Consider the following 6,270-nt stretch of genomic DNA (forward strand, 5'->3'; position numbering starts at 1 on the left):
CGCGCCCCATCAGCCCCCCACCCGGGTACGCGTCGCGCGGATCGGCGTCGACGCCCCGCTCACGGTGCTCGGGCTGGACACCTCGGGCGCCGTGGCGGCACCGGTCGACTTCGCCACCGCCGGCTGGTACGGCGGCGGCCCGGCTCCCGGCGATCCGGGGCCGGCGCTGATCGCCGGGCACCTGGACTCCCGTCACGGACCGGCGGTCTTCGCCCGGCTCGGCGAACTGCGACCGGGCGACCGGGTGCAGGTGTGGCGCGGCGCGCGGCCGGTGTCGTTCCGGGTCACCGTCACGGCGCGGGTGGCCAAGGACCACTTCCCCACCGCCGCCGTGTACGGCCCGACGCCCGGCCCGCAGCTGCGCCTGGTCACCTGCGGCGGAGACTTCGACCGGAGCAGCGGTCACTACCGGGACAACCTGGTGGTCTTCGCGGTCGCCGAGCCGACCGGCGACGTGCTGCCCGACTCGGCCGCGGGCTGATCCGGCGACGCGGCGGCGCGCCCGGCGCCGAGCACGCGGAGCAGGCTGGTGTGCAGGGCCGTCGCGGCGTCCCGTTCGGACATCCGGCCCGCGTCGACCTCCTCACCCGCGGCGTGACCGAGCCTGATGGTCACCGCCACCAGCCAGTCGAGCGCGAGCCCACCGTCGAACTCCCCGGTCTCCTGGCCGCGCCGGATCACCCGTCTCAGCCGGTCGACGACCGGCGCGTGCCGATCGCGGTCCTGCTCGGGGCTCACGGGCAGCGAGCCGATCTTCTGGAGCAGGACCCGGTGCCGCCCGGCCGCCCGGGAACTGGCGTCGAGCACCCGCAGCAGCGCCACCGCGGCCGGTCCGGCGTCCGGGTCCGCGGCGTCCATCGCGGCGACGGCCTCCTCGGTGACCCGGTCGAGCACCGCCCCCAGCAGGTGCTCGCGGGAGGGGAAGTGGGCGTAGACGGTCTGGCGTGTCACGCCCGCCGCCGTGGCGATCGCCTCGACGCTGGCGTCGGGCCGGGCGTTGAGCAACTGGACGGCTGCGTCGAGGATGGCGGCCCTGCTGCGTCGGGCGTCGGCACGGCGGTTCCGGGCCGGGAACGAAGTCATCTCTTACACCTTGCCAGATTTCCGGGGCACGCATATCTTACATCTTGTAAGAGATGATGCCCGAGTCGACAGCGTGACGGGAGCACCATGAGACCACTGCACGGCACCGATCCGAAGCAGTTCATCGCCGACTTCGTCACCTCGTTCACCCACGAGCTGCTGCGCGGCGACGACGACCCGGGGCCGATCGTCGACCGCTACCACACACCGGACGTCGTCCAGATCGCCGACGGACACCGGATGGACCGGGAGGCACTCGTCGCGCACACCCGCCCCGTCCGCAGGAACCGGCCGGACCTCCGCATGGAGGTGCACGAGGCGCTGGCCGACGGGGACCGGATCGCCGCCCGCTACACCATGCACGTGCGGACCCTGAAGAAGACCCTCGCCGTCGAGGTGTGCCTCTTCGGGCAGTTCGCCACCGACGGGCGGATGCGCCGGGCGCACCTGCTCACCCGCACCCTCCCCGCCGACGTCGAGGATGACGCGGCCCGGTCGACGCCGCAGCCGCCGGACCGGCAGGAGACGCGGGCATGACCACGAGCACCTGGGCCGTGAGCGGAATGGCCTGCGGACCGGGCTAGGCTCCGGCCGTGCACCTGATCGACGTGGACGACATCGCCGCAGCGGAGAAACGCATCCATGGGCGGGTGGTCCGCACCCCGTTGCTGCCCTGTCCCGCACTCGGCGAGGCGCTGGGCCTCGACCTGGCGGTCAAGGCGGAGAACCTCCAGCACACCGGCAGCTTCAAGGCGCGCGGGGCGACGAACGCGCTGCTCGCTCTCGCCGAACGCGACGGCATGCCGCCCGGCCTGGCCGCCTTCTCGGCCGGCAACCACGCCATGGCGGTGGCCTTCGTCGGCCACGCCTTCGGCCTGCCCACGGTCGTCTGCATGCCACCGCACGCCGTGCCGACGAAGATCGACGCGGTCCGCCGGTACGGCGGCGAGGTGGTCCTCACCGACGACCTGCTCGGCACCTGCCGGAGCATCGCGGCCGACCGCGGCTACCACCTGCTGCCCCCGTTCGACGACCCGGACGTCATCGCGGGGCAGGCCACCCTCGGCCGGGAGATCCTGACCGACGGCCCGCCACCCGAACTGGTCCTGGTGCCGGTGGGCGGTGGCGGCCTGATCAGCGGTGTGGCGGCGGCGCTGCGCACGGCCGTCCCCACCGCCCGCGTCGTCGGGGTGGAGCCGGTCACCGCGAACGCGGTCGGCCACGCCCTGCGCACCGGCGGCGAGGACCCGCCGGTCCGGCAGATGTCGATCGCCGACGGGCTGGCCGCCCCGTTCGCCGGCCGGCACACCCTGGCTCACGTCCGGGCCCTGGTGGACGACATGGTGGAGGTCTCCGAGGAGGACATCCGGGCGGCCTGGTGGGAGTTGCTGGACGCCACCAAGCTCCTGGTCGAACCGGCCGCCGCGGTCACCCTCGCCGCGCTGCGGACGGGCCGGGTGCGGGCCGCCCCGGGCACCCGCACCGTGCTGGTCCTCAGCGGCGGCAACGTCTCCCCGGCCGCCCTGGCGTCCCTGGCCTGAGCGCCGGCCGGTCAGACCGGCCGGCGGCCGGCGAAGCCGCACTCGACGCGGTGGTACCAGCGCACGTCGCTGTCCCCCTCCAGCCAGCACCAGAGCACGGGCCGACCGTCCCGCTCACCGGGGAAGTCGAGCAGCACCGGGGCGATGCCCTTGATCTGGATGTCGTGCGAGTGCAGCTCGTCGACCACCGCGTGCAGGCGCGCCTCCAGCCCCTTGACCTCGGCCAGCCCGCCCAGCGGGCTGACGCCGTAATCGGCCAGGTCGGCGCGCAGCTCGGCCAGGTCGGCGCGCAGCCGGATCAGCTCGTCGACGCGCGGGCGCAGGGTGGCCACCAGGTGCCGGGCCTGGGCGAGAGTGAACACGCGGCCAGTATGGGGCACCGGGATCGGCGCCCCGGCCCGGGCCGGGTCAGCCGGACTGCGCCGCCAGTTCCCGGGCGCGGTCCCGGGCGGCCTCCAGCGCAGCGAGCAGCGCCGCGCGTACGCCGTGCTTCTCCAGCTCTCGGATGGCGGAGATGGTGGTGCCGGCCGGTGAGGTGACCGCCTCGCGCAGCTTCACCGGGTGCTCGCCGGAGTCGCGCAGCATCACCGCCGAGCCGATGGCGGTCTGCACGATCAGCTCGTGCGCCACCTGCCGGGGCAGGCCGAGCAGGATGCCCGCGTCGATCATGGCCTCGACCAGCAGGTAGAAGTACGCCGGCCCGGAACCGGAGAGCGCGGTCACCGCGTCCTGCTGCGACTCCGGCACCCGGATGGTGGCGCCGAGCGGCTTGAACATCTCCTCGGCCAGCGCGAGGTGCGCGCCGGTGGCGTGCGCGCCGGCCGAGATCGCGGTCATCGCCTGGTCGACCAGGGCGGGGGTGTTGGTCATGACCCGCACGACGGGGGTGCCCTGGGGCAGCCGGCGGTTGAAGAAGCTGGTCGGCAGGCCGGCGCAGAGCGAGATCACGAGCTTGTCGGCGGGCACCTTCGGCCCGATCTCCTCCAGCAGCGTCGCCGCGTCCTGCGGCTTGACCGAGACGGCCAGCACGGCCGCCTCGTCCACCGCGGTCAGGTTGTCGACGACCCGCACGCCGTACCGGGCGGTCAGCTCCTCGGCGCGGGCCGGGCGACGGGCTGTGGCCAGCAGCCGGTCCACCGGCCAGCCGGAACGCAGCAGCCCGGAGAGCATCAACTCGCCGATCTTGCCGGTGCCGATCACCGCGACCGTGTGCACCCCGGGTGACATTCCGCCGTACCCCCTCCTGCCGTGGGTCGGCGTCGCGGCGGACCGGGCGGCCCGCCGCGACGCCGATCTGCGATCAGCTGCCGAAGAAGACCTCGGCCTCGGCGTACCGCTCCAGCGGCACGGTCTTCAGCTCGCGGGTGGCCTCGGCCAGCGGAACGCGGACGATGTCCGTGCTCTGCATGGCGACCATCTTGCCCCAGTCGCCCTCGTGCACCGCGTCGATCGCCTGGAGGCCGAGCCGGGTGGCGAGCACCCGGTCGAAGGCGGTCGGGGTGCCGCCGCGCTGGATGTGCCCGAGCACGACCGTGCGGGCCTCCTTGCCGGTCTTGGCCTCCAGCTGCTCGGCGAGCCACTGGCCGATGCCGCCGAGGCGGACGTGGCCGAACGAGTCGAGCTCCTGGTTGTGCAGCACCATCTGGCCGTCCAGCGGCTGGGCGCCCTCGGCGACCACCACGATCGGGGCGTACTGGTGCTGGAAGCGCTTCTCGACGTAGCCAGCGACCTGGTCGACGTCGAACTGCCGCTCGGGCAGCAGGATCACGTTGGCGCCGCCGGCCAGGCCGGCGTGCAGGGCGATCCAGCCGGCGTGCCGGCCCATCACCTCGACCACCAGGGTGCGGTGGTGGCTCTCGGCGGTGGTGTGCAGCCGGTCGATGGCCTCCATCGCGATGTTGACCGCGGTGTCGAAGCCGAAGGTGTAGTCGGTGGCGCCGAGATCGTTGTCGATCGTCTTCGGCACGCCGATCACGTTGACGCCGAGCTCGTGCAGCTTGGTCGCCACGCCGAGGGTGTCCTCGCCGCCGATCGCGATCAGGGCGTCCACGCCCTGCGCGGCGAGGTTCTCCTTGATCCGCTCGACACCGTTCTCGATCTTGAACGGGTTGGTCCGGGACGAACCGAGGATGGTGCCGCCGCGCGGCAGGATGCCGCGGACCTCCGCGATGCCCAGCGGACGGGACAGGCCCTCCAGCGGGCCCTTCCAACCGTCCCGGAAACCCACGAACTCGTGGCCGTAGCTGGCGACGCCCTTGCGGACCACCGCCCGGATGACCGCGTTGAGACCTGGGCAGTCGCCGCCGCCGGTGAGCACGCCGATACGCATGATCCGCTCATCCTCCTGGGGAGCATCAGGTGAAGCCCGACTAAGCCCCAGGATATGTGTCAGATCAGACCATCGGCGCCGTTGCCGGCCCGGGGCGGGCCGTCAGAGCGCACTGTAGTCGGCGCGGGGGTACGACGACAGCGCGCCCCGGGCCGGTCCCACCCCCCGGTCGACCTACCGGTCAGTAGCTGACGTCGTGGTTCTCCCCCGCCTTCGGCGGCCTGCCGGTCACCGCGGCCTTGGCGAAGCCGAACAGGTTGACCACGGTGCTGCTCGGGGAGTCCCAGTACTCGGCCGAGGCGGCGTGCACCTTGATCAGCGTCAGGCCGGGGGTGTCCAGCCCGTCGGGGAACCAGGTCTTCAGCAGCGGATTCCACAACTGCTCGGCCTTCGCCCGGTCGTAGCCCTCCCGGGCGGTGCCGGCGAGCGAGACCCAGGCGTTGCGCTCCTGGTCGGAGAAGGAGACGTTGACCTCCGGGTTGACCCGGATCTGTCGGACCTTTGCCGAGTCGGCGTACGCGAAGAACCACAGGTCCCCGTCGAACTCCGCCTCCTGGAGCCCCATCGGCCGGCTCACCATCCGGCCGTCGACCGCGATCGTGGTCAGCATGCAGATCCGGGCGTCCCGGATCAGCTCGGTGACCCGGCGCCGGGCGTCGGCGGCGTTGGTCGGTGCGTTGCTCATGGCACACTCCCTCGGATCGGCTCGACGTCGAACCGGTGCCCGGGACAGAACCGGTCAAACCTGGGCGGCATTCACCGACTGGTCATCGCCCGCCACCGGGCCAGATTGTGCCGGGCATCGACCAGGGCGTCGTGCCGCGCGGCGTCGGCGTCCGGCAACGTCGGCCGGCCCCGGTCGTCCCAGAGCTGACGCAGCTCCTTGGTGAACCGGGGGATCTCCCGGGGCAGCGCCGGCATCGCCCCCCACAGCTGCGCCAGCACCACGTGGTCGTACGCGGCGTACCAGGCCCAGAGCTCCAACTGCTCGCCGGGCCGGTCCCGGACCGGCGCGAGCAGGAACTCGTGCAGCTCGTCGCGGATCCGCTCCCGCGACTTCCAGGCCCGGTCGGCCGGGGAGGGCAGCTTGTCGAGCACGTTGCGACGCACCCAGGGCACGGCCCGCGAGTCGTCGAACTCGGTCGAGACGGCGTAGAACTCGCGGCCGTACTCGTCGACGACGCCGATCGACACCAGGTCGACGATCCGGCCGTCCTCGATGAACTCGCAGTCGTAGAAGTAGCGGTAGACCATTCCCGCCATCCTCGCCCACGCCCGTCGGGCCCCGTCGGCCGGGGCCGGGGCGAGCGGCCCGGT

The 6,270-nt window shown here is 73.0% G+C and carries 9 protein-coding genes; 3 read left to right on the forward strand and 6 right to left on the reverse strand.

The features are described 5' to 3' along the window. Positions 1–481: class F sortase (locus NCC78_RS25985; protein ID WP_250797748.1), on the forward strand; the 481-nt coding region annotated here is incomplete at its 5' end. On the opposite strand, the gene NCC78_RS25990 is transcribed toward NCC78_RS25985, so the two are convergent. Next, positions 406–1,083: a TetR/AcrR family transcriptional regulator gene (locus NCC78_RS25990; protein ID WP_250797749.1), complete on the reverse strand. Its 678-nt coding sequence runs from the start codon at positions 1,081–1,083 to the stop codon at positions 406–408. The genes NCC78_RS25985 and NCC78_RS25990 overlap by 76 nt on opposite strands. 87 nt (positions 1,084–1,170) lie before the next feature. Between NCC78_RS25990 and NCC78_RS25995 the strand changes: the two genes are divergently transcribed. Together NCC78_RS25995 and NCC78_RS26000 are read left to right on the forward strand one after the other, a co-directional pair. Next, positions 1,171–1,620, forward strand: a complete 450-nt coding sequence (locus tag NCC78_RS25995) for a nuclear transport factor 2 family protein (RefSeq protein ID WP_250797750.1) — start codon at positions 1,171–1,173, stop codon at positions 1,618–1,620. A 56-nt stretch (positions 1,621–1,676) separates the two neighbouring features. Continuing rightward, positions 1,677–2,624, forward strand: coding sequence for a threonine ammonia-lyase (locus tag NCC78_RS26000; RefSeq protein WP_250797751.1), 948 nt, complete (start codon positions 1,677–1,679; stop codon positions 2,622–2,624). An 11-nt stretch (positions 2,625–2,635) separates the two neighbouring features. Here NCC78_RS26000 and NCC78_RS26005 read toward each other — a convergent pair whose 3' ends face one another. From NCC78_RS26005 to NCC78_RS26025, 5 genes are all read right to left on the reverse strand, one after another. Then, complete coding sequence (locus NCC78_RS26005) at positions 2,636–2,986, reverse strand: DUF2203 domain-containing protein (RefSeq protein ID WP_250797752.1); 351 nt, start codon at positions 2,984–2,986, stop codon at positions 2,636–2,638. Positions 2,987–3,032: 46 nt separating this feature from the next. Continuing rightward, the gene (gene proC / locus NCC78_RS26010) at positions 3,033–3,851 is read right to left on the reverse strand and encodes a pyrroline-5-carboxylate reductase (RefSeq protein ID WP_250797753.1); all 819 of its coding nucleotides are present in this window, start codon (positions 3,849–3,851) and stop codon (positions 3,033–3,035) included. 73 nt (positions 3,852–3,924) lie between these two features. After that, positions 3,925–4,953: a 6-phosphofructokinase gene (locus tag NCC78_RS26015; RefSeq protein ID WP_250797755.1), complete on the reverse strand. Its 1,029-nt coding sequence runs from the start codon at positions 4,951–4,953 to the stop codon at positions 3,925–3,927. 181 nt (positions 4,954–5,134) lie between these two features. Further along, on the reverse strand, positions 5,135–5,638 hold the full coding sequence (locus tag NCC78_RS26020) for a pyridoxamine 5'-phosphate oxidase family protein (protein ID WP_250797757.1): 504 nt from the start codon (positions 5,636–5,638) through the stop codon (positions 5,135–5,137). 71 nt (positions 5,639–5,709) lie between these two features. Further along, positions 5,710–6,207: a polyadenylate-specific 3'-exoribonuclease AS gene (locus NCC78_RS26025; protein WP_250797758.1), complete on the reverse strand. Its 498-nt coding sequence runs from the start codon at positions 6,205–6,207 to the stop codon at positions 5,710–5,712. Positions 6,208–6,270 lie beyond the last annotated feature (63 nt).

It is taken from the genome of Micromonospora phytophila, from assembly GCF_023656545.1.
GTDB classification, from domain to species: domain Bacteria; phylum Actinomycetota; class Actinomycetes; order Mycobacteriales; family Micromonosporaceae; genus Micromonospora; species Micromonospora phytophila.

Excerpts from the sequence above, each read along its gene's own strand:
- NCC78_RS25990 (WP_250797749.1), bottom strand. The coding sequence starts at position 1,083 with ATGACTTCGTTCCCGGCCCGGAACCGCCGTGCCGACGCCCGACGCAGC.
- NCC78_RS25995 (WP_250797750.1), top strand. The coding sequence starts at position 1,171 with ATGAGACCACTGCACGGCACCGATCCGAAGCAGTTCATCGCCGACTTC.
- proC (WP_250797753.1), bottom strand. The coding sequence starts at position 3,851 with ATGTCACCCGGGGTGCACACGGTCGCGGTGATCGGCACCGGCAAGATC.
- NCC78_RS26015 (WP_250797755.1), bottom strand. The coding sequence starts at position 4,953 with ATGCGTATCGGCGTGCTCACCGGCGGCGGCGACTGCCCAGGTCTCAAC.
- NCC78_RS26020 (WP_250797757.1), bottom strand. The coding sequence starts at position 5,638 with ATGAGCAACGCACCGACCAACGCCGCCGACGCCCGGCGCCGGGTCACC.
- NCC78_RS26025 (WP_250797758.1), bottom strand. The coding sequence starts at position 6,207 with ATGGTCTACCGCTACTTCTACGACTGCGAGTTCATCGAGGACGGCCGG.